The sequence below is a fragment of the Rhizobacter terrae genome (genome assembly GCF_003852895.1).
GTDB classification, from domain to species: Bacteria; Pseudomonadota; Gammaproteobacteria; order Burkholderiales; family Burkholderiaceae_C; genus Albitalea; species Albitalea terrae.
Map to the genome: position 1 here is coordinate 41,933 of NZ_QUSW01000011.1, position 25,387 is coordinate 67,319.

Annotated in this window: 25 protein-coding genes; 12 read left to right on the top strand and 13 right to left on the bottom strand. The window is 67.0% G+C overall.

All coding sequences use genetic code 11. From position 1 onward, the window contains the following. Window positions 1-2: 2 nt before the first annotated feature. Genes sctJ through DZC73_RS27980 form a run of 9 tightly spaced genes read left to right on the top strand, consistent with a single transcriptional unit; the run spans window position 3 to window position 7,039 of the window. Complete coding sequence (sctJ, locus tag DZC73_RS27940; RefSeq protein WP_124543689.1) at window positions 3-851, top strand: type III secretion system inner membrane ring lipoprotein SctJ; 849 nt, start codon at window positions 3-5, stop codon at window positions 849-851. Further along, complete coding sequence (locus DZC73_RS27945; RefSeq protein ID WP_124543690.1) at window positions 848-1,525, top strand: SctK family type III secretion system sorting platform protein; 678 nt, start codon at window positions 848-850, stop codon at window positions 1,523-1,525. Before sctJ ends, DZC73_RS27945 begins: the two co-directional genes overlap by 4 nt. Continuing rightward, window positions 1,507-2,175 (top strand): FliH/SctL family protein, encoded by a 669-nt coding sequence (locus DZC73_RS27950; protein ID WP_124543691.1) that lies wholly within the window; start codon window positions 1,507-1,509, stop codon window positions 2,173-2,175. Before DZC73_RS27945 ends, DZC73_RS27950 begins: the two co-directional genes overlap by 19 nt. Next, a complete protein-coding gene (locus tag DZC73_RS27955) occupies window positions 2,172-3,521 on the top strand; it encodes a FliI/YscN family ATPase (protein WP_407924133.1) in 1,350 nt (449 codons plus the stop codon). Before DZC73_RS27950 ends, DZC73_RS27955 begins: the two co-directional genes overlap by 4 nt. Continuing rightward, window positions 3,518-4,009: a hypothetical protein gene (locus tag DZC73_RS27960; RefSeq protein WP_124543692.1), complete on the top strand. Its 492-nt coding sequence runs from the start codon at window positions 3,518-3,520 to the stop codon at window positions 4,007-4,009. The genes DZC73_RS27955 and DZC73_RS27960 overlap by 4 nt, the downstream gene beginning before the upstream one ends. Then, window positions 4,006-4,569, top strand: coding sequence for a type III secretion HpaP family protein (locus DZC73_RS27965; RefSeq protein ID WP_124543693.1), 564 nt, complete (start codon window positions 4,006-4,008; stop codon window positions 4,567-4,569). The genes DZC73_RS27960 and DZC73_RS27965 overlap by 4 nt, the downstream gene beginning before the upstream one ends. Further along, window positions 4,566-5,714 carry a FliM/FliN family flagellar motor switch protein gene (locus DZC73_RS27970; protein WP_124543694.1) on the top strand — a complete coding sequence of 383 codons (1,149 nt, stop codon included), beginning with the start codon at window positions 4,566-4,568 and terminating at the stop codon, window positions 5,712-5,714. Before DZC73_RS27965 ends, DZC73_RS27970 begins: the two co-directional genes overlap by 4 nt. A 9-nt stretch (window positions 5,715-5,723) precedes the next feature. Next, a complete protein-coding gene (sctR, locus tag DZC73_RS27975; RefSeq protein WP_407924134.1) occupies window positions 5,724-6,374 on the top strand; it encodes a type III secretion system export apparatus subunit SctR in 651 nt (216 codons plus the stop codon). After that, window positions 6,371-7,039, top strand: coding sequence for a lytic transglycosylase domain-containing protein (locus tag DZC73_RS27980; protein ID WP_198415018.1), 669 nt, complete (start codon window positions 6,371-6,373; stop codon window positions 7,037-7,039). The genes sctR and DZC73_RS27980 overlap by 4 nt, the downstream gene beginning before the upstream one ends. Before the next feature lie 25 nt (window positions 7,040-7,064). Here the strand turns inward: DZC73_RS27980 and DZC73_RS27985 are convergent, their stop codons facing one another. The 6 genes from DZC73_RS27985 to prpC all read right to left on the bottom strand — a co-directional run bounded on the left by DZC73_RS27985 (window position 7,065) and on the right by prpC (window position 15,220). Further along, window positions 7,065-7,631 carry a DUF3459 domain-containing protein gene (locus DZC73_RS27985; protein ID WP_124543696.1) on the bottom strand — a complete coding sequence of 189 codons (567 nt, stop codon included), beginning with the start codon at window positions 7,629-7,631 and terminating at the stop codon, window positions 7,065-7,067. 329 nt (window positions 7,632-7,960) lie between these two features. Further along, window positions 7,961-8,977 (bottom strand): sensor histidine kinase, encoded by a 1,017-nt coding sequence (locus DZC73_RS27990; RefSeq protein ID WP_124543697.1) that lies wholly within the window; start codon window positions 8,975-8,977, stop codon window positions 7,961-7,963. Window positions 8,978-9,290: 313 nt separating this feature from the next. Continuing rightward, window positions 9,291-10,166, bottom strand: coding sequence for an isocitrate lyase/PEP mutase family protein (locus tag DZC73_RS27995; protein ID WP_124543698.1), 876 nt, complete (start codon window positions 10,164-10,166; stop codon window positions 9,291-9,293). A gap of 44 nt (window positions 10,167-10,210) precedes the next feature. Beyond that, the gene (prpF, locus tag DZC73_RS28000) at window positions 10,211-11,404 is read right to left on the bottom strand and encodes a 2-methylaconitate cis-trans isomerase PrpF (RefSeq protein WP_124543699.1); all 1,194 of its coding nucleotides are present in this window, start codon (window positions 11,402-11,404) and stop codon (window positions 10,211-10,213) included. Next, window positions 11,401-14,031 (bottom strand): Fe/S-dependent 2-methylisocitrate dehydratase AcnD, encoded by a 2,631-nt coding sequence (acnD, locus tag DZC73_RS28005; protein ID WP_124543700.1) that lies wholly within the window; start codon window positions 14,029-14,031, stop codon window positions 11,401-11,403. The genes prpF and acnD overlap by 4 nt, the downstream gene beginning before the upstream one ends. Before the next feature lie 34 nt (window positions 14,032-14,065). Continuing rightward, window positions 14,066-15,220, bottom strand: a complete 1,155-nt coding sequence (prpC, locus tag DZC73_RS28010) for a bifunctional 2-methylcitrate synthase/citrate synthase (protein ID WP_124543701.1) — start codon at window positions 15,218-15,220, stop codon at window positions 14,066-14,068. A gap of 225 nt (window positions 15,221-15,445) precedes the next feature. Between prpC and DZC73_RS28015 the strand changes: the two genes are divergently transcribed. Next, entirely contained in the window at window positions 15,446-16,678 is a 1,233-nt protein-coding gene (locus DZC73_RS28015) for a hypothetical protein (protein ID WP_124543702.1), read from the top strand. 10 nt (window positions 16,679-16,688) lie between these two features. Here DZC73_RS28015 and DZC73_RS28020 read toward each other — a convergent pair whose 3' ends face one another. The 4 genes from DZC73_RS28020 to DZC73_RS28035 all read right to left on the bottom strand — a co-directional run bounded on the left by DZC73_RS28020 (window position 16,689) and on the right by DZC73_RS28035 (window position 21,297). Beyond that, a complete protein-coding gene (locus tag DZC73_RS28020) occupies window positions 16,689-18,200 on the bottom strand; it encodes an alkaline phosphatase family protein (RefSeq protein ID WP_235835318.1) in 1,512 nt (503 codons plus the stop codon). Between the two features lie 63 nt (window positions 18,201-18,263). Beyond that, the gene (gene fghA, locus DZC73_RS28025; RefSeq protein ID WP_124543703.1) at window positions 18,264-19,103 is read right to left on the bottom strand and encodes an S-formylglutathione hydrolase; all 840 of its coding nucleotides are present in this window, start codon (window positions 19,101-19,103) and stop codon (window positions 18,264-18,266) included. Window positions 19,104-19,110: 7 nt separating this feature from the next. Continuing rightward, entirely contained in the window at window positions 19,111-20,220 is a 1,110-nt protein-coding gene (locus DZC73_RS28030) for an S-(hydroxymethyl)glutathione dehydrogenase/class III alcohol dehydrogenase (RefSeq protein ID WP_124543704.1), read from the bottom strand. Window positions 20,221-20,298: 78 nt separating this feature from the next. Next, on the bottom strand, window positions 20,299-21,297 hold the full coding sequence (locus tag DZC73_RS28035; RefSeq protein WP_198415020.1) for a zinc-dependent alcohol dehydrogenase family protein: 999 nt from the start codon (window positions 21,295-21,297) through the stop codon (window positions 20,299-20,301). 134 nt (window positions 21,298-21,431) lie between these two features. On the opposite strand from DZC73_RS28035, the gene DZC73_RS28040 reads away from it, so the two are divergent. Continuing rightward, entirely contained in the window at window positions 21,432-22,340 is a 909-nt protein-coding gene (locus tag DZC73_RS28040; protein WP_124543705.1) for a LysR family transcriptional regulator, read from the top strand. Window positions 22,341-22,355: 15 nt separating this feature from the next. Here DZC73_RS28040 and DZC73_RS28045 read toward each other — a convergent pair whose 3' ends face one another. Continuing rightward, a complete protein-coding gene (locus DZC73_RS28045; RefSeq protein WP_124543706.1) occupies window positions 22,356-23,492 on the bottom strand; it encodes an ABC transporter substrate-binding protein in 1,137 nt (378 codons plus the stop codon). A gap of 280 nt (window positions 23,493-23,772) precedes the next feature. On the opposite strand from DZC73_RS28045, the gene DZC73_RS28050 reads away from it, so the two are divergent. Beyond that, entirely contained in the window at window positions 23,773-24,612 is an 840-nt protein-coding gene (locus DZC73_RS28050) for a MipA/OmpV family protein (protein WP_124543707.1), read from the top strand. Between the two features lie 13 nt (window positions 24,613-24,625). On the opposite strand, the gene DZC73_RS28055 is transcribed toward DZC73_RS28050, so the two are convergent. Both DZC73_RS28055 and DZC73_RS28060 read right to left on the bottom strand, forming a co-directional pair. Next, window positions 24,626-24,976 carry a nucleotide pyrophosphohydrolase gene (locus tag DZC73_RS28055; protein WP_124543708.1) on the bottom strand — a complete coding sequence of 117 codons (351 nt, stop codon included), beginning with the start codon at window positions 24,974-24,976 and terminating at the stop codon, window positions 24,626-24,628. Between the two features lie 66 nt (window positions 24,977-25,042). Continuing rightward, complete coding sequence (locus DZC73_RS28060; protein ID WP_124543709.1) at window positions 25,043-25,285, bottom strand: hypothetical protein; 243 nt, start codon at window positions 25,283-25,285, stop codon at window positions 25,043-25,045. Between the last annotated feature and the right edge of the window lie 102 nt (window positions 25,286-25,387).

Genomic DNA, 25,387 nt, shown 5'->3' on the forward strand with positions numbered 1-25,387 from the left:
CCATGCATGCAACGGCCCTGCCTGTCGCCACCACGCCGCCGCGTCGCCGGCTGGCGATGCTGTGCCTGTGTCTTTGCGTGGGCCTGTTGTCCGGCTGCAAGACGGAGTTGTTCGGCCGCATCGACGAGTCCGACGCCAATGCCGTGATGATGGTGCTCTACAGCGAGGGCATCGCCGCCAGCAAGGCGCAGGTCGACGGCGAGTTCTGGCGCATCGAGGTCGACGACAAGGACCAGCAACGCGCGCTGCAGGTGGCACGCAACCACGGCGTACCGCGCGAGCGCTTCGCCAGCATGGGCGACATGTTCAAGAAGGAAGGCCTGGTTTCCACGCCCACTGAGGTGCGCATGCGCTACATCTTTGCGCTCTCGCAGGAGTTGTCGAACACGCTGTCGCACATCGACGGCGTGGTGTCGGCGCGCGTGCATCCGGTCATCCCGGTGAACGATCCCTTGTCCGACAAGATCCAGCCTGCCTCTGCCGCTGTGTTCATCAAGCACTTGCCGGACGCCGACCTGCAGCAGATGGCGCCGGCCATCAAGAACCTGGTCACGCGCAGCATCGAAGGCCTCAAGGTCGAGAACGTGTCGTTGACATTCGTGGCGTCCCGCGCCGATTCCCAGACGGCGCCGGCGCGTCCCCCGTCATGGCTTGATGAATCAGCGCTGTGGGGCCTGGTCTTGTCGCTCGCAGCTTGCCTGGCCTTGACTTGGGGCGTGATGGGTTGGCGGATGTGGAAGCGGTCGGGGGCTGCGTCGCCGCGCAGCACGGGCGCGGCGGCCGGGCGAACGGTGGCGACACGCGGCGCTGCCCGGCAGGCGGACGCCTTGGCGATGGACGAAACGCGATGACCGACGCGTGCGCGACCGTTGGCTGCGATCTGACCTCCTCGGCCTGGGTGCGGACATTGCTGCGGTTCAACCTGAGTCCGGCCTCGTATGCAGATCCCTCGTGGCTGCCGCGATGGGCCGCCGATGCGGCACCCGCCGTGATCGAAGCCTTGTCCGTCGACCTGCTTCGCGATCGAGGGTTGGACACCGCATTCGATTGGCACATGCCCAAGGGCCCGGGCCGCTTCTTCATGTTGGCGCCGCGTGAGCTGGCGGCGCTGTCGGTTGCGGTGGGCATCGCCGCACACCGTGACAGCCTGCGCCAGGTGGTGCTCAAGCCGCGGCTCGGTGCCCTTCGCTCGAGCTTGGGCGACGCGCTCGACACCTTGTGGCTTCCGGTGGCCGAAGCGGTGCCGCGCAGCGTGCGGCCTTTGTCGATCTCCTGGGAACCGCTGGACGCACCGCGGCTGCGGCAGACGCTGCGCGGCGAAGGCATGCGGCAACTGCTTCGCTTCGTCGATGCAGGCGATCCGGCGCAGAAGGCCGTGGCCTCGCGCGCGGTGCTGTGCGCGCCGCGCGAAGTGGCGGCCAACCTGCTGCCCCGCTTGCCGGCCGACGAGGCGGCGCATGCGTTCGGCGCCATCGTCACCCACCTGATTCCCCGCTGGGCACCCTCATGGACCTGGTTGTTCTGATCGACCGCCCCGATCTCACTGTCGCCCATCCGGGGCGCCTGCTCAAGCGCGCCGATGCGAACCTTGTCACGCAAGCCGACGAGCTGCTGGGGCGCCTGGGTGCCCGGGAACGCCAGATGCAGGCGCAATGGCAGCAGGCGTACGAGACGCACAAGCAACGCGGCCTTGTGGCTGGCGAAGCCCAGGCGCGGCAAGAGTGGGCCGAGCGACTGGCCGCGGCGCATGCCGCCCGGCACATCGCCCTGACGGACCTGGCGCCCACGCTGGTCGACATCGTGTCGGATGCAGTTGGTCTGGTGCTGCGGCGCACCGACCGGCGGCAACTGATCGCCAGCGCCCTGGAGGCTGTAGACGACATGCTCAGGCAGGCGCGCTGGGCCAAGCTCAGGCTGCATCCCTCGCAGCTCGCTGCTGCCCGCCGAGCGCTGGATGACGTGGCCCGGCACGTTGGATCCGGCCGCGAACTCGTGACGCTCGTGGGCGATGCCTTGCTCGGCGAAGACGATTGCATCTTTGAAACCGACGTGGGCATTGCCGACGCCAGCCTGGGCGTGCAGCTCGCGGCCATCCGCAGCGCGGTGGAGTCGGCCGTGGCGCACCTGTCGGCCCAGCGCGCCGCGGGGCAGGCGCTGTCGCAGGAGGGCCTGTGAGCATCGGGCTGGATGGTGACCGCGTTGCGGCGGCGCCCGACCGAGGGCTGCGCGGCGCCGTGGCCCGCGCCTTGGGTGACAGGACTCCCATCGCACTGTGTGGCCGGGTGGTCGAGGCGCGGGGCACCTTGATCCGCGTGGCCGGCATCGACGCGCGCATTGGCGAGCTGTGTGAGTTCAGGCTCGCCGACGGCGGGCTGCGCCGTGCCGAGGTCACCGGCCTCGCGGATGACTGTGCATTGCTCATGCCTTTCGGCGAACTGGAGGGACTCTCGCTCGGCGCACGCGTGGTGGCGCTGGGGCACGGACACCGCGTCGCCGTGGGCGATGCGCTGCTGGGCCGCGTTCTGAATGGATTCGGCGAGCCTGTGGACGGCAACGGCCCGCTCAATGCAACCGCCTGGATGTCCGTGCAAGCCGGTTCGCCGGCACCGCTCAGCCGTGCCGCTGTCGTCAAGCCCTTTGCGACAGGTGTGCGCGCGATCGACGCGCTGATGACGCTGGGCCAGGGCCAGCGCATCGGCGTGTTCGCGCCCGCGGGTGTGGGCAAGAGCACGCTCGCGGGCATGCTGGTGCGCGCCAGCGAGGTCGATGTGTGTGTGGTCGCGCTGGTTGGCGAGCGCGGACGCGAGGTCGGCGAGTTCGTGAACCACACGCTGGGCCCGCAGGGCATGAAACGCTCGGTGGTGGTCGCTGCCACGTCGGACAGCTCGGCGTCGGAGCGGGTCAAGGCCGGCTTCGTGGCCACCACCATCGCGGAGAGTTTTCGCGACCGCGGCATGCGGGTGCTGCTGGTGATGGACTCGGTGACGCGCCTGGCCCGTGCGCTGCGCGAGGTCGGTCTGGCCTGCGGCGAACCCCCGACACGACGCGGCTTCCCGCCGTCGGTGTTCGCGGCCTTGCCGCGGCTCCTGGAACGCGCCGGCAATGCGCAGCGGGGCTCCATCACCGCCTTGTACACGGTGCTGATGGAAGGCCAGGACGATGGCGATCCGATTGCCGAAGAAGTGCGCTCGATCCTGGACGGCCACATCATGCTGTCGCGCGCGATCGCGCAGACACCGATCTACCCCGCCATCGATGTGCTGGCCAGTCTGTCGCGCCTGATGGGTGCCGTGACGACACCGGATCATCGCGCGGCGGCGCTCAAGCTGCGCTCGCTGCTGGCGCGTCATCGCGAGGTCGAACTCCTGATCCAGGTGGGCGAGTACCGGTCGGGCAGCGACCCGTTGGCCGACGAAGCCATTGCCAAATTGCCGGCGATTCATGAGTTCTTGCAGCAGCCGGCCGACCTCGCCCAGGACTTCCACGCGAGCCTGCGGCGATTGCTGGAGCTCGCCGCATGAAGGCCCCGCGGCTTCGCAGCTTGCTGCCCGTGCATTCGGCGCGAGAGCGGCGTGCCCAGCGTGAAGTGAATGAGCGCAGCGATGCCCATGATCGTGCACAGGCAGCGCAGCAACTGGCGCTGAGGGCCTTGGCCGAACTTGAGGAGTCGATCCATCGGGCCCTGACGCTGGCACTCGAGGGCGGGATGATGCGCGCCGGCGAAGCCCATGCCGCGATCGAGCAGGCGGCGCTGGCCGAGCGCGAGCTGCCGCGTGCACTGGCGAAGCTGCAGGCCGCGCAAGCCAAGACGCAGCAAGCGCTGGACGCCGTCCAGGACGCTCGTCGAGCCCATGCCAGCACCGTGCGCAACAACCACAAGATGCGCGAGACCTGCGCTCGCCAAGACACCCTGCACCAGACGTGGCATGCACAGGCGCTTGAGCAGCAGACGGACGAGGACTACATGCTGACCTGGCAGGCGGGTCAAATCCCGCGGAGGTCCACATGAGGCCCGTTCATGGCGAACACCTGCGGGCCTGGCCGGTCGAGGCTGCGCAAGACGACCCGGTCACGGCGCAGAGGCGCTTTGAGGTCGCCTTGCGCCAGGGGCGGCATCCTGGCGACGGGACCGACGATGACGACGGCCAGGGATCGCAGCGGCAGGATGCCCACCGCGTTCGCCAGCTCTCGATGAGCGCATCGCCTCAGGTGCTGATGCACGTCTTGCGGCAATCGGTGCAACGCGACGTGCCTGACGATGACGGGCGCGGCGGCGATGGCATCGAGGGCTTGCTTCGCGACATCGCGGACTTCGTGCGCGTGGGCCGCCGCATGCCCGGCGACCGGTGGCGCCTGTCGTTCCGGCTGCGCCCCGAGGTGTTGGAGGACACCGAGCTCGAGATCGCCTGCACGGGTGGCGAACTGTCGGTGGTGCTGCGCACCGCCAGCGAACAGTCCTACCGCGTGATCGTGGAAGGCCTGCCGGCATTGAATGCCGCGCTGGCACAGCGGCAACTGGGGGGTCACTGCGCCGGCATCTTCTGGGTCAACCCGCACGAACTTCGATGAATGCCTCGACCATGCCAATCAGTGCGCTGGGTGTCCACCGCCGCTTGCCGACCATGGACGCTGCCCTGGCCGGCTTGACCCGGCGCCTGTATGGACGCGATGGGCTCATGCTGCCGGCGGGGCGGGAGTCGTTTGTGGTGCGCTTCGGCGAGGTGCATGCCGCGATGTGCGGGCTGCAATTGCAGTTGCGCTGCAACGGGTTCGACTTCGAGGCGCAGGTGATCGTGCCCGGCGCGCTGGCGGACATCGGCGCGGTGATGTCGGCCACGGTGCCGCTGGTCGTGCAGCGCGCCGCCGTGATGCATGCCTTGCAGCCGCTGTGGCAGGCCGTGCAGGCCTTGCTGCCGGCACCGCTCGAACTGTCGGGCCTGCGCGGCGAAGGCGCGGCCTGGTCAGCGTGGGACGCGCTGGGAATGACGATCGTCCGCCAGACCGCCGCCTCCTCGCATCGAACCGGGGTGCTGCTTCGTGCCCTGCAGCCGCACGGGTGGCAGCATTTGGCGCGCGCGCAGCGGCTGTCGGGCACGAAGGACATCGAAGCCGCGAACAGTTGGCCGCTGGTGGTGTCGGTGTGCACCGAGCCGGTCACGCTCAGCGTCAACGAGATCCGCCACATGGAGCCCGGCGACGTGTTGCTGCTGAAGGCGAACGCCCGGCAGCGCGAGCGCTTGCCGGTGCGGCTGTGCGTGGGCGGCCGCGCATGGCCCGGCGTCGATGCCGTGCTGCAGGGCCGCAAGCTGCGCGTTGAACGGGTTGCGTACGCAGGCCCGGCGCGAGCGAATTCTTCCTTGTCTCGAACCGAAAGGCCTCCGATGACTTCTGCCCATGCTCTTCCTTCAGTCCCCGATGATTCCCACGGGATGGCCGACGATCTGGATGCGATCCGCATGGACGTCGAGATCCAGGTGGCACGCCTGTCCATGCCCATGTCGGCGTTGCGCACGCTGGCTGCGGGCCAGGTGCTGGAGACCCAGCATGCCATCGACGGCCACTGCGTCGACATCTTTTGTGGCGGTCATCACCTGGGCGTGGGCCAACTCGTGGCGATCGGCGACCACCTCGGCGTGCGCGTGGTGGCGCTTGAGTCCACGCAGGCATGCGCGCGGGCGCAGGGGCCGCAGCACGCTGCCATGGCGCAGGTGTGAGCGCTGCTCGTGAGCGAATACCTGCCCATCCTCATCGCCATCGGCGCCTTGGCGCTGTTGCCGTTCGTGGCGTTGATGGTCACGAGCTTTGCCAAGATCGTCATCGTGCTGGGCTTGCTTCGCCAGGCCTTGGGCCTGCAGCAGGTGCCGCCCAACATGGTGCTCAACGGCATCGCGCTGGTATTGACGGTCTACGTGATGGCGCCGGTGGTGATGGAGGCGAGCGACCGGCTTCGCGCCGAGGGGCATGGCCTGTCGTCGTTCAAGACGGTGGACGACATCGGTGTGGGTTACGACGCGGTGGCAACGCCGCTGCGGGCGTTCCTGCAAAAGCACGCCGAAGCACGTGATCGCAAGTTCTTTCTTCGCACCGCAGCACGCTTGTGGCCCGAGGAGCGCGCGCGCAACCTGAAGGAAGACGACATGCTGGTCCTGGTTCCTGCCTTCACCGTGACCGAACTGGGTGAGGCGTTTCGCATCGGCTTCGTGCTCTTCGTGGCGTTCCTGATCATCGACCTGGTGGTGGCCAACATCTTGCTGGCCCTGGGCATGTCCATGGTGTCGCCCACCATCATTTCGGTGCCGTTCAAGCTCTTGCTCTTCGTGATGCTGGACGGCTGGGCGAGGCTGCTGCAAGGGCTGGTGCTGGGGTACCAATGAGACCGCGCGCGGCCGCGCAGGCCTGGATCTTCTCGGGGCTCGTCCTGAGCCTGAGCCTGAGCCTGCCGGCGCAGGCCACCACGCACATCTACGTGTCGACCGTTCCGGGTGGGTTGCCTTCGTATTCGAACGAGCCCGAGGGTGTGAACAGCCAGTTGCACATGACATTGGCGGAGCCACCGCCGCGGCCGCGCCAGCGCCTGTCGTCTTCGGCCTTGAACCCTCGCCCGGCCGTGCCCAGTGCCTATGCGGCACTGGCCTCGCCCAGCCTGCGCCAGCTGGTGGATGCGGCCTCGCGTGCCTATGGCGTGCCTGACGCCTTGCTGCTTGCGGTGATGCATGTGGAATCGAGCTTCAACCCTGCCGCGCGTTCGCCCGCCGGTGCCGTGGGACTGATGCAAATCATGCCCGGCACCGGCGAACGCTACGGCGTGCGCCATCGGTTGGCCGATCCGCAGAACAACATCGACGTGGGCGCGCGCTACCTGAAGGACCTGTTGGTCATGTTCGGGGGCGACACGGAACTGGCGCTGGCCGCCTACAACGCCGGCGAGGGCGCGGTGATCAAGCATGGCCGGCGCATTCCGCCTTACGACGAAACACGCCACTACGTGCCGCTGGTCATGGGACTCTACGCCGAGTACAGCAGGCGCCTGCCCCGCTGATAGCGACGGGCGCGGCCCGTGCCGGTCAGCAAGCGTAGATCGCCACGCTGCGTGCCGGCATGGGCAGGCCGAGTTGGCCGGCAGCATCGCTCACGAAGACGTCGGAAGTGGCGCCCAGCAAGGGGGTGAAGGTGGTGCGAGGCGGCAAGTCCGTGAGCGAGGCGGACGCGGCGTCGCCATAGTTCAGCACCACCAGGGCGCGGGCCTTGCCATTGCGGCGAACGAATGACAGCACCTTGTCGCGCAGGCTTGCGCTGTCGTAGCCGAGCGAGGCCAGCGCGCCATCGCCCGACCGCAGCCGCATCAGCTCCTGGTAGAACGAGCGCAGCGAGCCGGTCCGGGTGTGCGCCGTGGCCTGGCTGGCGAGGGTTGCCGACGGCGCATTGGACGCATCACCGGAGCGCTGCAGACTCAGCGCAGCGATGTTCATGCTCGGCGGCAAGGTGGGCAGTGCCAACAGCGTGACCATGGCCAGGCGGTAGCCGGGGAGGTCGTCACCGAACAACCCGAACACCCGCGCCCCGGCAAAGCTGTCTTCAGGACGCAGCGGTGTGCAGATGCCTTCGGGTTCGTGCTCAAAGTACGTGGCCAATGCCTCGATGGAGTGAAGCTCGCCTTTGGCAGCACCGAGGATATGGCGGCAGAAATCAGTGGAAGAGAGTCCTTCGCGGACCGCCGCAACACAGGCACTGTCGATCGAGGCACCCGAAAGCGGGTCACCATGTGCAGTTCCAGAGGGATGCTGGCGAAAGAAGCTCATCGTCGTACGGCGCCGTGGCTGACCCTTTCATGCCTCGGTCGAACCGGCACACGGTGGTCGAGTGCCCGAAACCCACGAGTTTAGGACGTTACGACGGCCAGTGACCAGCGTTTTTCTTGCCCCGCATTGGGTGCCGCTTGCCATCAAGCCTGTTCCCGTCCTCAGCGGTCATCCTTGCGACGTTTCAAGTTGGCGGATGGCGCCGGTTCCAGGCAAGCGCTCGAGGCTGGGAAGTGCAGGCGAATGGCCGTTCCCTGCCCCGGAGTGCTGAAGATCCGGGTCTTGCCGCCTTGCGAGCGCACGAGCGACTTGGCAATCATGAGGCCCAGGCCGAGCGAGATGTGCGTGCCACGGTCTTCGCTGCGCCGCGCGTACCGATGCGTGCCCGTGCCGGCTTCTTGCTTGGGCATGCCGGGGCCGTTGTCGACCACCGATATCACCACTTCGCCCAGGTTCTCGCCTTGCACCAGAACGTGAATGCGTGTGCCGCTGGGGGTGTGCGTGATGGCGTTGTGAATGAGATTGAGCAAGGCTTGCCGCAACAGTGCTGGATCGGCCACGATGAAATGCGGTCCTTGCAACCGCAAAGAGATCGGGTGCTCGCGCACTTCAGCGAGCGGTTCGATGGACTGCACCGCATCGGCCGCGACGCGCGAGGCATCGACCGGGGTGCGGGGCGTACCCAGCATGCCCCCATCGGCCTGGGCCACCAGCAGCAGGCTGTCGATCAGGTGCTGCATGTGGCGGCTCTCTTCGAGCATGGCCACCACCGCTCCTTCGAGTTGATCTGCCTGGGCACCTTTGAGCAAGGCCTTCTCGGCGATGCAACGCTGTGCAGTCAGCGGTGTTCGCAACTCATGGGCGGCCTGACTGACCATCTCGGTCTGGCGACGCTGCACCTCCATCAGGAGTTTGCGCAAGGCGGGAATGGTGTCGGCCGCATGGATCGATTCTGCGTCCGGCATTGAATCCTGAAAGCACGAATGCTCGCTCCAGGCTTCGCGTTGGCGAGAGAACGCAGGCATGGATGCAAACCCGTCGCTCTTGGCCCAAGGGCCAACCCGCGACAACAGCGTTGCCAGCGAGGGCTGCGCCTTGGCGCGTACCCATCCGCTGGCCGCAGCGTCCGGCATGGATTTGTGTTCAATTGGCGGGCAATGATCGTGGTCTGCGGTCATGGGCCTGGGGACTGTCTCGCTGATGAGCCGCGAATGTAGGAGAGCGCCGCCCGCACGGCCAATGCTGTTTACCTGCCGCGTGATGCGAAATATGCATAGGCGATTCTTCGCCGCTGATGTGGGCGTCGCCGTGCTTTGGCAGAGCGAACCTTGAACCGCGAGCTGGCAACTGGATGGGAGGTCACCAGAGACCTACCTCGTTGTTCTCCCCACCCAAGCCGACCGAATGCGCGATGTGAACCGCCAGTGAATTCCAAGCGGCCACCCGGCATCTCCAGCCTGATTTCCAATGCACGGCCTGCCAAGCGTTGGTTCAGTTTTCGCGATGAGTGGCGTAGCGCCGCTCCAGTTCGTCCCATGCCGGCTTGCCCACAAGCCGCTGCCGCTCCGCAAAGGGCGCGACGATGGCCGGATCCTCATCCACGCGGCCGTCGTCGCGAAGCGAGCGCAACACGCGCTGCATGCCCGCCACCGCGCCTTGCAAGGCGGCGTTGGCGTAGAGAACGAATCCGAATCCCAGCTGTGCAAGCTCGTCGGCGCCGATGATGGGCGTCTTCCCGCCGATCACCATGTTCATCAGCTGCGGCTTGGCCAGCCGCTGCGCAAGGGCTCGAACTTCATCCGCGGTCGTGACGGCTTCGACGAAGAGAATGTCTGCGCCGGCCTCGGAAAAGCGCTGCGCGCGTTCGATGGCGGCCTCGAAACCCTGGGTCGCAGCGGCATCGGTGCGCGCCATGACGAGCAGGTTGGTGTCGCGTCGCGCATCCACCGCCGCCTTGATCTTGTCGACGGCCTCGGCCAGCGGGATGACGTCCTTGCCGGCGAAGTGGCCGCAGCGCTTGGGCGCGACCTGGTCTTCGAGCTGGATGCAATCGGCGCCCGCTCGTTCCAGCACGCGGACCGAGTGGACCACGTTGAGCGCGTTGCCGAAGCCGGTGTCGGCGTCGACGATCAGCGGCAGCTTCACCGCATCGCGGATGCGTGCCGTGTGGTCGGCGATCTCATGCAGGCCCATGAACCCCTGGTCCGGCAGGGCGAACCACATGTTGGTGACGCCGGCTCCGGTCACGTAGATCGCGTCATACCCGAGATCCTCGATGACCTTGGCGGAAAGCGCATTGAATGCTCCGGGCACGATGACGCCGCGACGCGCCTCGGCCAGTGCCTTGAGTTGTTGTCGGGTGGACATGGTGGATCGCTCCAGAGTCTGCGTTGTGGGTCCGACGGGATGCTTCAGAAACTGTCGGCGGGCACACGCACCCAGCCTTCCATCAGCACCCGCGCGCTGCGGCTCATGATGGCCTTGGTGACGGTCCATTGACCATTGACCAAGCGGGCCTGCGCGCCCACCCGCAACGTGCCGGACGGGTGGCCGAAGCGCACAGTCTGCCGTTCGCCGCCGCCCGCCGCCAGGTTGACCAGCGTGCCGGGAATGGCCGCGGCCGTGCCGATGGCCACGGCCGCGGTGCCCATCATTGCGTGGTGGAGCTTGCCCATCGACAGTGCACGAACCAGCAGGTCCACATCCTCGGCCTCGACTCGCTTGCCGCTGGAGGCCAGATAGCCGCTCGGCCCGGCGACGAAGGCCACCTTGGGCGTGTGCTGGCGGCTGGACGCTTGGCCAAGTTCGTCGATCAGCCCCATCCGCACGGCGCCGTGTGCCCGGATCGCCTCGAACATCGCCAGCGCCTTGGCATCGCCGTTGATGGCATCCTGCAACTCCGTGCCGGTGCAGCCGACGTCGGCTGCATTGACGAAGATGGTGGGAATCCCGGCGTTGATCAGGGTGGCCTGGAGCCTGCCGACACCGGGCACGTCCAGGTCGTCGACGAGATGGCCTGTCGGGAACATGGCGCTGCCGCCGCCGGCGTCGCCTTCGTCGGCCGGGTCGACAAACTCCAACTGCACCTCCGCGGCCGGAAACGTCACGCCGTCGAGCTCGAAGTCGCCGGTCTCCTGCACCTGTGCATTGACGATCGGCACGTGCGCCAGGATGGTCTTGCCGATGTTCGCCTGCCAGATGCGAACCGTGCACAAGCCGTCGGCAGGGATACGCGACGCAGGCACCAGGCCGTTGGCGATGGCGAACGGCCCCACGGCCGCCGAGAGGTTGCCGCAGTTGCCCGACCAGTCGACGAAGGCACTGTCGATGGAGACCTGGCCGAAGAGGTAGTCCACATCATGGTCAGCCCGTGCCGAGGACGACAGGATCACGGCCTTGGAGGTGGAGGAGCTGGCGGCGCCCATGCCGTCGATCTGCTTGCCATACGGGTCGGGGCTGCCGATCACCCGCAGCAAGAACCTGTCCCGGGACGGCCCGGGCCGTTGTGCCGCTTCAGGCAGGTCCTGCAGGCGGAAGAACACGCCCTTGCTCGTGCCGCCGCGCATGTAGGCGGCGGGGACCTTGATTTGAGAAGCCATGCTCATGCGGGCACCTTGGGCGCGGACGCCAGGAAGTCCTGGGCGAAGCGTTGCAACACACCGCCAGCTTCGTAGATGGAAGCCTCCTCGTCGGAGTCCAACCTGCACAACACCGGCACTTCCACGATGGTGCCATCGCGGCGGTGGATGGCCAGGGCCAGTGTCGCCCGCGGCCGGCATTCGCCGATCACGTCGTACGTTTCGGTCCCGTCGATGCGAAGTATCTTGCGCGTCATGCCTGGCAGGAACTCCAGCGGCAACACGCCCATTCCGATCAGGTTGGTGCGATGGATGCGCTCGAACCCTTCCGCGACGATGGCCTCGACGCCGGCCAGCCGCACTCCCTTGGCGGCCCAGTCGCGCGAGCTGCCCTGTCCGTAGTCGGCCCCGGCGATGATGACCAGCGGCTGCCGACGCTCCAGGTAGGTCTCGATGGCTTCCCACATGCGCGTGATGCGTCCCTCGGGTTCGACGCGAGCGAGCGAGCCCTTCTTCTGCACGCCGTTCACCACGGCCATCTCGTTGACCAGCTGGGGGTTGGCGAAGGTGGCCCGCATGGCCGTCAGGTGATCACCGCGGTGCGTGGCATACGAGTTGAAGTCTTCCTCCGGCACGCCCATCTTCTCAAGGTATTCGCCTGCCGCGCTGTCCGGCAGGATGGCGTTGGACGGCGACAGGTGATCGGTGGTGATGTTGTCCGGCAGCACAGCCAGCGCACGCATGCCGGTCAGCGTTCGCGGGCTGGCGGCCAGTGCGCCCACGCCCTTGCGATCCCAATACGGCGGACGGCGGATGTAGGTGCTTCGCTCGCGCCAGTCGTACAGAGGCGATGCCGCATCCCCCGTGTGCGGCGTGAGCTTGAACATGGGCTCATAGACCTGGCGGAACTGGCTCGGCCGCACGCTCTCGCGCACGACAGCGTCGATCTCCTCGTCGCTCGGCCAGATGTCGCTCAGGCGAACGGGCCGGCCATGGAGATCGGTTCCCAGGACGTCCTTTTCGATGTCGAAGCGAATGGTGCCGGCGATGGCGTAGGCGATGACCAGGGGCGGGGAGGCGAGGAACGCCTGCTTGGCATGCGGGTGGATGCGGCCGTCGAAGTTGCGGTTCCCCGAGAGGACGGCGATTGCGTACAGGTCGCGCTCGGTGATTTCCTGCTGGATCTTCGGGTCCAGCGCGCCGCTCATGCCGTTGCAGGTGGTGCAGGCGAAGGCGACGATGCCGAAGCCCAGCTTCTCCAGTTCAGCGAGCAGGCCGGCCTCCTGGAGGTACAGCTCCACCGCACGCGAGCCGGGCGCCAGCGAGCTTTTGACCCAGGGCTTGCGCACCAGTCCGCGCGCATTGGCGTTGCGGGCCAGCAGGCCCGCGGCAATGACGTTGCGCGGGTTGCTGGTGTTGGTGCAACTGGTGATGGCGGCAATGATGACCGCGCCGTCCGGCAGCAGGCCCGCGGCTTCTTGCGCCAGAGCCGTGTCCAGCCCTTGCGCGATGCCTTGCTGGGCAAGGCTGGAGGTCGGCACGCGCCGGTGTGGATTGGATGGCCCCGCCACGCTGCGCACCACCGAAGACAAGTCGAACCGCAGCAAGCGCTCGTACTGCGCTGTCTTCAGGTCGGTGGCCCACAGGCCGGCCGTCCTGGCATAGGTTTCGACCAGCTGGACCTGCGCATCATCGCGGCCGGTGAGGCGCAGGTAGCTCAGGGTCTGCTCGTCGATGAAGAAGAGCGCTGCGGTCGCGCCGTATTCCGGACACATGTTGGCAATGGTGGCGCGGTCGCCGATGGTCAATGCCGCGGCGCCCTCACCGAAGAATTCGAGGTAGGCGCCGACGACCTTCTCCTTGCGCAGGAACTCGGTCAAGGACAGCACCACGTCGGTGGCGGTGATGCCAGGCCCAGGGCGCCCATGAAGCTCGACGCCCACGATGTCGGGCACGCGCATCCACGAGGCACGGCCCAGCATGACGTTTTCCGCTTCCAGTCCGCCCACGCCGATGGCGATCACGCCCAGGGCATCGACATGCGGCGTGTGGCTGTCGGTGCCCACGCAGGTGTCCGGGAACGCCACGCCATCGCACGCATGGATCACCGGGGACATTTTCTCCAGGTTGATCTGATGCATGATGCCGTTGCCCGGCGGGATCACGTCGACGTTCTTGAACGCCCGCTGGGTCCAGTCGATGAAGTGGAACCTGTCTTCATTGCGCCGATCCTCGATCGCGCGGTTCTTCGAGAAGGCCTGCGGATCGAAGCCGCCGCACTCCACCGCGAGCGAGTGGTCCACGATGAGCTGCACCGGCACGACGGGATTCACCTGGGCCGGATCACCACCTGCCGCCGCGATGGCATCGCGCAGGCCGGCCAGATCCACCAGGGCGGTCTGGCCGAGGATGTCGTGGCAGACCACGCGTGCAGGAAACCACGGGAAGTCGAGATCGCGGCAGCGCTCGATCAGTTGCCTGAGGTAGGCCTGGATGCGTTGAGGATCCGCCCGGCGGACGATGTTCTCTGCATGCACCCGGGCCGTGTAGGGCAGCGTGTCCCATGCGCCGGGGCGGATGGCATCGACGGCAGCGCGGGCGTCGTAGTAGTCCAGTGCGGTGCCGGGCAGGTTCTTGCGGTGGAGCGTATTCATCGGAGTCAATGCGCCTGTCGAGCGGCCACACGGTTCAGGTGCGTTCCTGGATGGGAACGAACTTCAAGTCTTCCGGACCGGTGTAGTTCGCGCTCGGCCGGATGATCTTGTTGTCGATGCGCTGCTCGATCACATGCGCTGCCCAGCCGCTGGTGCGTGCAATGACGAACAGAGGCGTGAACATCGCTGTCGGAACACCCATCATGTGATAGCTCACGGCGCTGAACCAGTCGAGGTTCGGAAACATCTTCTTGGCATCCCACATCACCTTTTCGAGCCGCTCGGCGATGTCGAACATCTTGGTCGACCCCGCCTCTTCGGACAAGCGCCTGGCCACGCCCTTGATGACGACGTTGCGCGGGTCACTGACGGTGTAGACCGGGTGGCCGAAGCCGATCACCACCTCTTTCGCCTCGACGCGGCGGCGAATGTCAGCCTCAGCCTCGTTGGGGTTGTCGTAGCGCTTCTGGGTCTCGAAGGCCACCTCGTTGGCGCCGCCGTGCTTGGGTCCGCGCAGCGCGCCGATGGCGCCCGAGATGGCCGAGTACATGTCGCTGCCGGTCCCGGCAATCACGCGTGCCGTGAAGGTGCTGGCGTTGAACTCATGCTCGGCGTACAGGTTCAGCGACGTGTGCATCGCATGCACCCAGGTGGCGCAGGGCCTGGTGCCGTGCAGCAGGTGAAGGAAATGGCCGCCGATGGAGTCGTCGTCGGTTTCCACCTCGATCCGCTTGCCCTGCGTGCTCCAGTGGTACCAGTACAGCAGCACGGAGCCGAGTGAAGCCATCAGTCGGTCGGCGATGTCGCGTGCGCCCGGCAGGTTGTGATCGTCCTTCTCGGGCAGGATGCAGCCCATGGCTGACACGCCGGTGCGCATCACATCCATCGGATGAGCGCTGGCCGGAAGTCTTTCGAGGGCCTCCTTCACACTGGCCGGAAGCCCGCGCATGGCCTTCAGCCTGGACTTGTAGGCCTTGAGTTCCGCGTGCGTGGGCAGCTTCCCGTGCACCAGCAAGTGTGCGATCTCCTCGAACTCGCAGACTTCAGCGATGTCGAGGATGTCGTAGCCGCGGTAGTGCAGGTCGTTGCCGGTGCGCCCCACCGTGCACAGCGCGGTATTGCCCGCTGTGACGCCGGACAGCGCCACGGATTTTTTGGGCTTGAAGTTCGTTGCGGCAGCGTCGGTCATCAGGGTCTCCAGGCTGTGTGTTTGCAATCTTCGCTTTCCGATATGCTGGGCACAATACTTGGCAAGGCGAAGAGTTGCGAAGCAGTATTTGCAAGTTTGCAAAGTTTGCGAATTCCCGGAGCAACGCACTGGGCAGGGAGTCCGAGTCCTGAGCCCTGACTCATGATCCTTTGCGGGAGGTGACCCATGCGACCAGGAAGCGCTTGGACGAAGCGAGTCAGCACCATGCCGGCTGCGACCTGCCGCATCTTGTCCCTGCTCCTGCTCGTAGGCCTGTGGCAGTCCGCGCTTTGCTCGGACGCTCCTCTTGGCCTGTCCGCCATTCATCAGTTGGTCACTGAGCGGAAGGTCAGCTCCGTCGAGGAACTGCTGTCGCAACTGCCGACGCAGTACCGGTCCCGCTTCACCCTTGTGTTCGCGAGCCGAAGCCTTCAAGGGGCGAGCTTCGAGAATCCTCGGGTCATCCTGTACGGTGCTGACGCCCAGTTCATCCTGACGTTCAATGGAAACGCCCAGGACCGGGGGGTCGAGTCGGTCGAGATGCTGGAGTTCGACCCCTCCGCCCGGCAGTTCGCCCTGCAGGAACTGACCTTTCGAGCGTCACCTGATGGCGAGAGCAGCGCGGAGTTTTCCGCCATCAATCCAGAAAAATGCGTGGGATGTCATGGAAAGGTTTCCCGACCGGTCTGGGACACCTACCCGCTGTGGCCCGGCGCCTATGGTGAGGTGCATCAGGAGCGCCCATCTGCTGCGGAGATCGAGGGCTTCGAAGGCTTCCTTCGGCAGCAACCCGCGCATCCGCGCTACCGCCACCTGATGGGCGTCCAGGCATTTGCCTATCGCTACCGATTCAGCCCCACGGCCCGCGAGAAGTACGACGCCGTTCAGGTCGAAAGCCCCAACGAGGAGTTGTCGGTGTTCCTGAACCGACTCAATGCGCAGAGCATCGCCGCGGAGATCGTGCGGCAGGAGGCGTTTGCGACACACAGGTACGCGTTGCTGGCCGCTGCCAGCCGTGATTGCATCGACATGGAAGAGTTCTTCCCTGACGACCTCCGTGCTGCGATCAGGCAGCGCTTGCGGGAATTCTCTGATTTGTCCGACGCGATCAACACCCGGCAGCTCGAATCCAAGCGGGACAGGCTGCTGCCCGGTTCTCGCCTGCGCGGACTGGCGTTGGCGTCTTCGATTGACGATGCCGACTCGCTGAAGAGGCTGCGCTTCATGGCCGAGACCACTCTCGGCCTGGACACGCATGCCTGGACTCTCGCGCTCGAAAAAGGCAGCTCCGATTTCACCGCGCCGCATCGCGCCATTGATGAGATCGAACGCGCAATGCTCGATGAGGTGGCGCTTGGCGACCGCCACGTGAAAGCACTTCGCGTGTACGGATCGCCAGGCGGCAACAGCAAATACTGCAGCTACCTGGCCCGGCAGAACCGGGCCAGCTTGAATTGAGGTGGGCGGGTCACTCCGCGTCGTCCAGGCGCAGGCCCGGCAACACGGTCGTGTGTTCGCGCCGCACCGCCGTCAGCTCGCGCGGTTCCAACCCCAGCGCTTCGAGAATGGTGGGCGCGATCTGCGTCGTCTGCACCGCGGACTTGATCACCCGCACGGGCAGGCCCGGGTTGGACACCAGCAAGGCGACGTTGGTGTCCGCGTCGCTGAACCCGCCGTGCTCCGCGATCTTCTTGCCCGATGAGGTGAAGATGGTGCCGGGGTTCGGCAGCACGATGATGTCCGGCGTGCGCGTGTCGCGTGCCGGATCGTTGAAGCGCAGCGTGAGGGTCGGACCCGACAGCACGTCCTGGATGTTCCACGCCGATTGGTTGGCCCGCAGCAGATCGGCGACGGCCTTCGTCTTGGATGAATCCTTCAACCAGATCAGCGCCACGTCGTCTTCGGTGACTTGCGCGATGGCAGAGGCCAGCGGCGTGGCGGCGAGCTTTTGCGACAGCTTGCCCGGCTTGGACGAGCGTGCAGGGTCGATGGGCGACTGGCCGTGCTTGGCGCTCACGATGACGAGTGTCGAGTCGTAGAGGCCGGTCGACTTGAGCGTGGCGATCATGCGGGCGAGTGCTGCGTCGGTGCGCTCCAGCCCGTAGGCGAGCACGGCGGACGGCGTGCCGTCGGCATCCTTGTAGCCGCCGGCTTGCGCCTTGAGCGCATCCATCGCGAGCTTCTGCCCAACGCTCACTGCCTGGAAGTTCATGCCGAGCACCGCGGGCACGCCCACGTAGCGCGTGCCGGTGTGCTCGCGCCCCTTGAGCTGGTTGATGACGGCTTCGACCTTCAGCGCGTCGTTGTCCGCCGTGGTGACGACGCTGGTCGTCGCATCGGCCCCATCCACGATCGTGATTTCCGGCGTGTAGAGATCGTCCACGCCCTTGCCGGAGGGGCCGTTCACCAGTTCGTAGGCTGGGTGCTTGTCGGCCCAGGCGGTGCGCCGGCCGCTGCGCTTGACGACCTCGAACACGGTGTTGACCTTCAGGAACTGGTGCGGATAGACCGGCTTGCAGTCCGGGCCGATGGGCAGCAGCGCGGGGTTGATGGCCAGGTGTGTCGCGTCGTCGATGCTCTCGTCGAACACCACTTCGGCACCCGGCGCGCCGCTGCAGTTGGTGGTGCCCGGCGGGAAGAAGCCGCGGTCGTAGCTGTCGTCGTAGAACACACCGGTGGAGGCGGGCGAGCCGCCGGTGACCATCGCGAGCAGGCCGGGGAATGAGTCCGACGGCCTGGACGACGACGCTGCGGTGTAGCGCACGCCGTGCCGGCTCAATTCAGCCAGCGCCGACTCCGGATGCAACTGGACCTGACGCTCCAGGTCCAGCGCATGCATGCCGTCGATGCTGATCAGCAGCACGTGGCGAATTTCGGAGCCGTGGGGCCAGTGCCGGAACTGGCTCTGCGCATTGGCGGCGGATGCGGACAAGGCGAACACGAACGCGCTTGCCGCCAAGGTGGTCAGTCTCGACATCATGAAGGGGACTCCCGGCTGCTGGATGAGCGCGGGAGCTTGGCGCGGCTGTGTGTCAGCGGCGTGTCACGCCCTGGCCTTCAACGCATCCGCATGGAAAGCAAGGTGCTCCCCAATGAAGCTCGCGATGAAGTAGTAGCTGTGGTCATGCCCGGGGTGCATGCGCAGCGTGAGCGGATGTCCCACCGCATCGCAAGCCGCCTGAAGCAATTCGGGCTTCAACTGGGTGGCCAGGAATTCATCGGCCTCGCCCTGGTCCACCAGCAAGGGCAGGCGTTCGGATGCCGTCGCAATCAGCGACACCGCATCGTGCGCCGCCCAGGCGCCTTGGTCTTCCCCAAGATACGCCGCGAATGCCTTGCGGCCCCAAGGCACCTGGCTCGGCGCCACGATGGGCGAGAAGGCGGACACGCTGGCATAGCGGCCCGGGTGGCGCAGCGCCAGGGTCAGCGCGCCATGCCCTCCCATCGAATGGCCGAAGATGCTTCGACGTGCATTGGTGGGGAAGTGCTGCTCCACCCACGCCGAGAGCTCATGCACCACGTAGTCTTCCATGCGGAAGTGCGCTGCCCAGGGGGCTTGCGTGGCGTTCAGGTAGAACCCGGCGCCCTGGCCCAGGTCGTAGGAGGGATCGTCGGCCACGCCGTCTCCACGCGGGCTGGTGTCAGGCACCACCACGATCAACCCGTGCTGCGCCGCATGCTGCTGCGCGCCGGCCTTGGTGATGAAGTTCTGCTCCGTGCAGGTGAGGCCCGACAGCCAGTACACCACCGGGCAGCGCTCGCCGCGAAGCGCCGCGGGCGGCAGGTAGATGCCGACCTTCATGGTGCAGCCCAGGGTGCGGGACTCATGCCGCCACACCTCCTGGCGGCCGCCGAAGCTGGCGTGTTGCTCGACGCGTTCCATCGCCAGGTCAGTAGTGCACGACCGAGCGGATGGACTTGCCCTTATGCATCAGGTCGAAGGCCTGGTTGATGTCGGCGAGCGGCATCGTTTGCGTCACGAACGGCGCGAGGCGTATGCGGCCCTGCATCGCATCCTCGACCATGCCCGGGAGCTGAGACCGGCCCTTCACGCCGCCGAACGCGGTGCCCTTCCAGGTGCGTCCGGTCACGAGCTGGAAGGGGCGGGTGGAGATCTCCTGCCCCGCGCCGGCCACGCCGATGATGATGGACTGGCCCCAGCCGCGGTGCGCGCACTCCAGCGCGGCGCGCATCACGCCCACGTTGCCGATGCACTCGAAGGAATGGTCCACGCCCCAGCCGGTCATCTCCACGACCACCTGCTGGATGGGCTTGTCGTGGTCCTCGGGGTTGATGCAGTCGGTGGCGCCGAAGGTGCGCGCCAGCTCGAACTTCGTCGGATTGGTGTCGATGGCGATGATGCGCCCGGCCTGCGCCAGTTGCGCGCCATGGATCACCGCCAGGCCAATGCCGCCCAGGCCGAACACTGCCACCGTGTCGCCGGCCTGCACCTTCGCCGTGTTCTTCACCGCACCCAGTCCGGTGGTGACGCCGCAGCCCAGCAGGCACACCTGCTCGGGGTTGGCCTCGGGGTTGATCTTCGCGAGCGACACCTCGGCCACCACGGTGTACTCGCTGAAGGTCGAGCAGCCCATGTAGTGGTGGACCGGCTGCCCGTTGCAGGAGAAGCGCGTCGTGCCGTCGGGCATCACGCCCTTGCCCTGGGTGGCGCGAACGGCCACGCACAGGTTGGTCTTGCCGGACTTGCAGAAGAGGCATTGACCGCACTCGGCCGTGTACAGCGGAATGACGTGGTCACCCGGCTTCACGCTCGTCACGCCCTCACCGACCTCGACGACGACACCCGCACCTTCGTGGCCGAGCACCACGGGGAAGAGCCCTTCCGGATCGTCGCCGCTGAGCGTGAAGGCGTCGGTGTGGCACACGCCGGTGTGGGTGATGCGCAGCAGCACCTCGCCTTGGCGCGGCGGTGCCACGTCGATCTCGACGACCTGCAGCGGCTTGCCGGCCTCGAAGGCGACGGCGGCACGTGATTTCATGGGGCTCTCCTTCGGGGCGGGTTCGCGAATCCGCGGACCCGCGACGATACCGCCTCCGAAGGCGACCCTGGCCGCCGCTCAGCCTTCGGTCGGCACGATGAGGATCTTGCCCTGGCGCTCGCCTGCTGCGGCAGCGGCCACCGCTTCCTTGATCTGGCTCACGTCATACGTCGCCTGGATCGGCGTGCTCAGCTTGCCCGTGGCGATCAGGCCCGCCAGCTCCGTGAGCAGCGCGAGCTGCTTGGGCTGCGGCGTGGTGCGGAACCAGCGCGCCAGCCAGAAGCCCTTGAGCGTCACGTCGCGGAACACCAGCTCGCGCGGCGACACGATGCACGGCTCGCCGCTGAGCGCGCCGTAGTTGACGATGGCAGCGCTCTCGGCCAGCGTGGCGGCCAGCCGCATCGTGGCCTTGCCGCCCACGGCATCGATGCCCAGCTTGATGGCCGCACCGCCAGTGGCGGCCTTCACGCGTTCGGCGAGGTCATCGCCATCGACCAGCACGACGTCGCCGCCTTGCGCCTTGACGCCGGCCACGGCCGACTCGCGGCGCACGATGCTCACCGTCTTGAAGCCGCGCAGCTTGGCGAGCTGCACCACGTAGCTGCCCACGCCGGAGTTCGCGCCGTTCTGGATGACCCAGTCGCCCGGCTGCAGGTCGGCAAAGTCGCTGAGCAGCAGCGAGGCGGTGGGCGGGTTCACGGTGAGCATGGCCAGCTGCTTCGGATCTGCGCCGGCAGGCAGCGGCAGGAGGCGCGCCGCGGGCACCACCACGTGCGTGGCCCAGGTGCCGCAGCCGGCCGGCAGCAGCACCGTCTGTCCCACGGCGGGGCCTTGCGTGTCCGGGCCGAGTTCGACCACGCGTCCCACACCCTCGCTGCCGCCCACCGCAGGCAGGGGCGGCAGCATGCCGTATTGCCCGGTGAGCGTCAGCACGTCGCTCGGGTTGATGGGTGCGGCCAGCACGGCCACCAGCGCCTGGCCCGGTGCGAGCACGGGGCGGTCGAAGGGCACGGCCTGGATGACGGCCTGCGGCACGGGGCCGCGTTCGGTGTACTGGGCTTTGAGCATGGTGGTCATGGCGGGTGGCCGTTGCCGGCGGTTGGCTTGCGATGGAGGGATGCTAGGGAAAACTCAGTCAAGACGGAATCCGTCGTATTGCGCAAAATCTTTTGCCTGAACGGCAAAGATCAACCGCGGACGGAGGCTCGCCCATGGACAAGCTGCGCGCCATGCAATACCTGCTCAAGGTGGCCGACACCCTGAGCTTCTCCCGGGCTGCCCGGGCATTCAACGTCCCGGCGTCGTCCATCTCGCGGCGCATCTCGGACTTGGAGACCGAGCTGGGCGTGGAGCTGCTGCACCGCACGACGCGCACGGTGCGGCTCACCGAGATCGGCGCGCTGTACCTGGAGCAGGTGCGCGCGGGCCTCGCCCAGTTGGACGACGCCGAGGAACTGGTGGGCCAGCGCAGCAGCACGCCGGGCGGCACCCTGCGCATCAGCACCATGCCCAGCTACGGCCAGCTGCTGCTGATGCCGGCGCTGCAGGACTTCAGCGAACGCTACCCGGACATCGTGCTGGACGTGCACCTGAGCGACGCGCTGGTGGACCTGGGCCGCGACCAGGTCGACATCGCCATCCGCGGCGGCCGCCAGCCGCAGGACCGGGTGGTGGCGCGCAAGCTCGACCCGAACCGGTTCATCCTCGCGGCCTCGCCGCAGTACCTGGCCGAGAAGGGCACGCCGCGGACGCTGGACGACCTGCAGGCCCACCGTGCGCTGATGTACCGAGGCCCCAATGCGGTCATCAAGTGGCAGGGGCTGGACGAGGACGGCTGGCACGAGGTCTCCATCGCGCCCGCCTTCATCAGCAACGATGGCGCCAGCCTGATCGCCATGGCGCGCAGGCACCGCGGCATCGTGCTGCTGTCCGAATGGGGGCTGAAGCCCTATCTCGACCGCGGCGAGCTGGTCCAGGTCACGATGGACCAGCCGGTGTCCGTCAACCGCGGCGGCGAGGCGGGCATCTACCTGCTGTACCTGCAGACGCGCTACCGCATCCCGAAGGTGCGGGTGGCGGTGGAGTTCCTGATGGAGAGGCTGGCGGGCGCGGACGTGTGAGCCCGCGCAGTCGCCTCAGCGGCGGACCCGGCCGTCTTCCTGCAGGATCGTGAGTTCGACGAACTTCGATCCGGTGTGCTTCTGCGGATTGAAGTCCACGAAGAAGCCCCCGGCGTTGAAGTCGTGCATCGCCTCCAGGCCTTGGATCAACGCATCGGACCCCTGGCCGCCGCGGTGCAGGGCTTCCAGCAGCACCTTCGCGGCCACGTAGCCTTCCATGCTGCTGTAGTTGGGCTCGAACTTGTCGCCTTGGGCGGCATGCCCGGCGGCCAGGTATTCGCCAGACAGGATGGTCACGGGCGTGAAGGGAAACGGCATCACCTGGCTGACCACCACGCCGCGTGCGTCGGCGCCGAGTTCCTGGGCCAATGCCTGCGTTCCGACGAAGGACACGTTGTAGAAGGTGCCTCCGAACCCAGCCTTGCGGGCGGCACGGATGAACGCGGCGCACGACTTGTACGCACTGATCTGCACGATCGCATCGGGCTTGCTGGCCATGATGGACGCCACGGCCGCCTCGATGGCCGTGGTGTTGCGCTCGACGGTGCCCAGCCCCGTCGGTGCGAGGTCGTGCGGCTTCAGCGCACGGGTGACGCCTTCCAGGCCCGCCTTGCCATAGCTGTCGTTCTGATGGAAGACGGCGATGCGCTTGATGCCCACGGCCAGCAGCTGCTTCACGATCTCGGCGGTCTCGTCGAAGTAGGACGCGCGGACGTGGAAGACCTGCCGGTTGAACGGTGTGCGCAAGGCCTCCGCGCCTGTGAACGGTGCGATGAAGGGCAGCTTGGCGGCGGTGGCCAGGGGCAGGGCGGCGAGGCTCGTGGGCGTGCCGATGTAGCCGAACAGGGCGCTCACGCCCTGCTCGATGAATGCCTTGGTGTTGGCCGCGCACCGGTCCGGTTCATAGCCATCGTCCAGGCTCTTGAGCTCGATGAGCCGGCCGCCCACGCCGCCATGGGCGTTGGCCTTGTCGAACTGGAGCATGGCGCCCTGCTTGAACTTCTCTCCCAGGGCGCTGGCCGGGCCACTGAAGGCCGCGGACTGTCCGAGAACGATCTTCTTGCCGGCGGAACCGGGCTGCGCCCGCGCCCAAAAGCTGGGGCTGGCGATGCAGGCGGCAGCGGCAGACTGGACCCATAGACGGCGCTTCATTGAAGTTCTTCTCCGCTTGTCCCATGCAAGGCGGCAGATTCTAGGAGCGCGTTTCCCCGTGCATCGGCTAATCCTTGCTGCGTGGTGGGGGGCTCTGTTGCGTCGATCGTGAATCACCGCTGGGCGATCTGCGCGTCATCGAGACAAAAGGTATCGGATTCCGCCCCCGGCCCGGCTGGAGATCGAGTCTTTGCGTGCGCGGCTGGTGCCGGTGGGCACGAGCCAAGACACTGCGCCGCGTTCCGCCATTCGGCATCCCTCGAAACCATCGACCTCCACCATGACAACCCTCAACATGCGCACGTTCGCAGCCATTGCCCTCGCCCTCACGGCCACCAGCCCGTCGCTGGTTCATGCCGAAGACAAGGCAGAGACGCCGTCCGACACACCCGCCTACGGCTGGACCCGCGCGGTCATCGGCGGCATCGCCAGCCGGCCCGATTTCGAGGGCAGCCGCACCTCACACACCGAACTCGTCCTTGGCGGCATGGCGAGCTACCGCACCCGCGAGCACGGCACCTTCGGCTTGGGCAACCACGGCCTGGGCTGGAGCGTGGACTCTCAGGACACCAGCTTCGGCATCGCGCTGAGCGGCGATGCGGGCCGGGTCGACAGCGATGACCGCTCCTCCGGCCTCGCGGGCAAGCGGCCGGGCAGTGCGCGCCTGGCGGGCATGGGCACCATCGCGTCCACGCCGGTACTGGCCGTGTTCGGTTCGGTCAAGCTGGGCGGCCTGCCGCTGAGCGCGAGCCTGCGGCAGGCCACGGGCAGCCACAAGGGCACCTTGCTGGACCTTGCAACGGCCATCCCGTGGCGGGTGAATCCGCGCACCACGCTGAGCCTGTCGCCCAGCCTCACCTGGGCGGACAGCCGCTACAACCAGGCGTACTTCGGCGTGACCGCCGAGCAGGCCGCCCGCACGGGGTTCAAGGCCTACAACGCGGGCGCGGGCCTCAAGGGCGCGGAACTGGCCTTCGGCGCCGAGGTGGAGCTCGCGAAGAACTGGCAGCTGCAAGGGCAGGTGAAGGTCGAGCGCCTGATGGGCGATGCTGCCAGGAGCCCCATCGTGGAACGCAAGACGCAGGTCGGCACCGGGCTGGTGGTGGCTTACCGTTTCTGATCCGGCGGCCTGCTCAGGAGTCCGACACCTGGCGCGCCATGCGCCGGGCCTGCTCGACAGGGAATCGTGCCGCGTTGAGCTTGAGCTTGGCCTTGGCCGCCTCCAGCAGGTCGATGCCGAGCTTGTCGGACAGCTGCAGCAGGTACAGCAGCACGTCGGCCATCTCCAGCGCGACGTCCTGCTTGCGGGCGTCGGGCAGGCGCCGGCTCTGTTCCTCGGTGAGCCACTGGAAATGCTCCAGCAACTCGGCAGCCTCGATGGACACCGATGCTGCGAGGTTCTTGGGTGAATGAAACTGCTCCCAGTCGCGCTCCTGGGCGAACTGGCGCAGGGCGTGGACGAGGTCGTCGAGAGGGTGGGTCACGATGGCTCCGGGGCGTGTGGCGGCCATCGTACCGCCGCGCATTGCGCGGCCTTTGACGGGGCGGGATCAGTGGGTGCGCGGGAACAGCTGCTCGAACAGTTCCGGCGGGATGGAATCGCTGAAGTCGGCGACGTCCAGCCCTTCGTGCAGCTCGATTGATGAGATGGAGGACATCGTGGCGCCCGGATGCACGCGCTCGGCGTGGTGCGACCAGGTGGACTGCGCTTCGACCCGGCCGCCGGACTGGCTGGCCGCTTCCGACAGCCAGATGCTCATCGGCCGGCTCACCACTGCATCGCGCTTGTCCATCTTGTCACCCCGTGTCCTGTGCTGCGATTGCAGTTTGGACCTGGGCAGAGCGGGCTTCAAGCCGCCCGCTCCCCTAGGATGAGTGGTGCACCGGCCGGACCC

What these genes read in the sequence shown, in the direction of transcription:
- DZC73_RS28040 (WP_124543705.1), top strand. Translation starts at nt 21,432, where the DNA reads ATGGACAAGCTGCGCGCCATGCAATACCTGCTCAAGGTGGCCGACACC.
- DZC73_RS27945 (WP_124543690.1), top strand. Translation starts at nt 848, where the DNA reads ATGACCGACGCGTGCGCGACCGTTGGCTGCGATCTGACCTCCTCGGCC.
- DZC73_RS28060 (WP_124543709.1), bottom strand. Translation starts at nt 25,285, where the DNA reads ATGGACAAGCGCGATGCAGTGGTGAGCCGGCCGATGAGCATCTGGCTG.
- DZC73_RS28030 (WP_124543704.1), bottom strand. Translation starts at nt 20,220, where the DNA reads ATGAAATCACGTGCCGCCGTCGCCTTCGAGGCCGGCAAGCCGCTGCAG.
- DZC73_RS27990 (WP_124543697.1), bottom strand. Translation starts at nt 8,977, where the DNA reads ATGACCGCAGACCACGATCATTGCCCGCCAATTGAACACAAATCCATG.
- DZC73_RS27970 (WP_124543694.1), top strand. Translation starts at nt 4,566, where the DNA reads ATGAATGCCTCGACCATGCCAATCAGTGCGCTGGGTGTCCACCGCCGC.
- DZC73_RS28035 (WP_198415020.1), bottom strand. Translation starts at nt 21,297, where the DNA reads ATGACCACCATGCTCAAAGCCCAGTACACCGAACGCGGCCCCGTGCCG.
- DZC73_RS27950 (WP_124543691.1), top strand. Translation starts at nt 1,507, where the DNA reads ATGGACCTGGTTGTTCTGATCGACCGCCCCGATCTCACTGTCGCCCAT.
- DZC73_RS27965 (WP_124543693.1), top strand. Translation starts at nt 4,006, where the DNA reads ATGAGGCCCGTTCATGGCGAACACCTGCGGGCCTGGCCGGTCGAGGCT.
- DZC73_RS27960 (WP_124543692.1), top strand. Translation starts at nt 3,518, where the DNA reads ATGAAGGCCCCGCGGCTTCGCAGCTTGCTGCCCGTGCATTCGGCGCGA.
- fghA (WP_124543703.1), bottom strand. Translation starts at nt 19,103, where the DNA reads ATGGAACGCGTCGAGCAACACGCCAGCTTCGGCGGCCGCCAGGAGGTG.
- prpC (WP_124543701.1), bottom strand. Translation starts at nt 15,220, where the DNA reads ATGACCGACGCTGCCGCAACGAACTTCAAGCCCAAAAAATCCGTGGCG.
- acnD (WP_124543700.1), bottom strand. Translation starts at nt 14,031, where the DNA reads ATGAATACGCTCCACCGCAAGAACCTGCCCGGCACCGCACTGGACTAC.
- DZC73_RS27980 (WP_198415018.1), top strand. Translation starts at nt 6,371, where the DNA reads ATGAGACCGCGCGCGGCCGCGCAGGCCTGGATCTTCTCGGGGCTCGTC.
- DZC73_RS27995 (WP_124543698.1), bottom strand. Translation starts at nt 10,166, where the DNA reads ATGTCCACCCGACAACAACTCAAGGCACTGGCCGAGGCGCGTCGCGGC.
- DZC73_RS28050 (WP_124543707.1), top strand. Translation starts at nt 23,773, where the DNA reads ATGACAACCCTCAACATGCGCACGTTCGCAGCCATTGCCCTCGCCCTC.
- DZC73_RS28045 (WP_124543706.1), bottom strand. Translation starts at nt 23,492, where the DNA reads ATGAAGCGCCGTCTATGGGTCCAGTCTGCCGCTGCCGCCTGCATCGCC.
- prpF (WP_124543699.1), bottom strand. Translation starts at nt 11,404, where the DNA reads ATGAGCATGGCTTCTCAAATCAAGGTCCCCGCCGCCTACATGCGCGGC.
- DZC73_RS28020 (WP_235835318.1), bottom strand. Translation starts at nt 18,200, where the DNA reads ATGATGTCGAGACTGACCACCTTGGCGGCAAGCGCGTTCGTGTTCGCC.
- DZC73_RS28015 (WP_124543702.1), top strand. Translation starts at nt 15,446, where the DNA reads ATGCCGGCTGCGACCTGCCGCATCTTGTCCCTGCTCCTGCTCGTAGGC.
- sctJ (WP_124543689.1), top strand. Translation starts at nt 3, where the DNA reads ATGCATGCAACGGCCCTGCCTGTCGCCACCACGCCGCCGCGTCGCCGG.